At 65.3% G+C, this 1,247-nt stretch carries 1 protein-coding gene; it reads right to left on the bottom strand.

The features are described from left to right. On the bottom strand, positions 1-1,151 hold a 1,151-nt coding region (locus tag ACJH6J_RS30445), incomplete at its 3' end, for an IS256 family transposase (RefSeq protein WP_406785193.1). Positions 1,152-1,247: the final 96 nt, after the last annotated feature.

The raw sequence follows: 1,247 nt of genomic DNA, 5'->3' as shown, positions 1-1,247 counted from the left end.
GCGTCGATCAGCTTGTAGGCCATGGCCAATCCAGCGGCCCGCGATCCCGGACCCTTGGTGACCTTCGTTCTCAAACGCACTGTGGCGAAGGTGGATTCGATCGGATTCGTGGTACGCAGATGGATCCAGTGCTCGGCGGGGTAGTGGTAGAACTCCAGCAGGACATCGAGGTCGTCGACGATCTTGGCGACCACTTTCGGGTACTTCGCGCCGAAGGCAACCGCGAAGGCCTTGACCGCGACCTGAGCTTTGTCGATGTCTTCGGCGTTGTAGATGTCCTTGATGGCCGCCAGCGCGGCCGGATGCGCTGACTTCGGCAGTGCGGAAAGGACGTTGGCCTGCTTGTGGAACCAGCAGCGCTGCTCTCGGGTCTTCGGGAATACCTCCCGCACCGCCTTCCAGAACCCGAGCGCGCCATCGCCGACGGCCAGCACTGGGGCGGTCATGCCGCGTCGTTTGCAGTCGCGCAGCAGATCCGCCCACGACTCGCATGACTCCCGATAGCCGTCGGTGATCGCCACGAGCTCTTTGCGGCCGTCAGCGCGCACGCCGAGCATCACCAGCAGGCACAGCTTCTCCTGGTCCAGGCGGACCTTGAGGTGAATGCCGTCGACCCACAGGTAGACGTAGTCGCTGCCGGACAGGTCCCGGGCAGCGAACGTACGGGCTTCGTCTTGCCACTGCGCGGTCAGACGGGTGATCGTGGTGGCCGACAACCCGGCACCCGAGCCGAGGAACTGCTCGAGTGCGGGCCCGAAGTCGCTGGTCGATAGGCCGTGCAGATACAGCAGCGGCAGCACCTCACTCATCTGCGGGGACTTGCGTGCCCAGGCCGGCAGGATCGCCGAGGAAAACCGCTGCCGCTCACCAGAATCGGGGTCGACACGGCGATCGTTGACCCGCGGCGCCTTCACCTGCACGGCACCGGCCGCGGTCAGCACCTCACGCGGCTGGTGATAGCCGTTGCGGACCACCAGTCGGTGACCGTTCTCGTCGAGCTGATCAGCGAATGCGGCCACGTACGCGGCGACCTCGGCCTGCAGGGCAGCGGCCAACATCTGCCGGGCTCCGTCGCGGACGATCTCGTCCAACAACGACCGGCCGGCCTCGCCGCCGTTGGCCTCCTCGGCATCGTGAACTACGGTGAGCATGGGCGTACCTTCCCAACCAGCGCGCCAACGCCGGTCTTGATCGAATACCTGATTCCGTGATGATCATCCTCGGGAAGGTGCGCCCACTTTCAGGCC

Origin of the sequence: Mycobacterium sp. SMC-18, from assembly GCF_045310895.1 — a bacterium.
Lineage (GTDB): Bacteria > Actinomycetota > Actinomycetes > Mycobacteriales > Mycobacteriaceae > Mycobacterium.
The sequence above is the reverse complement of the archived record's forward strand: the minus strand, read 5'-3'. Positions and strand labels throughout refer to the sequence as shown.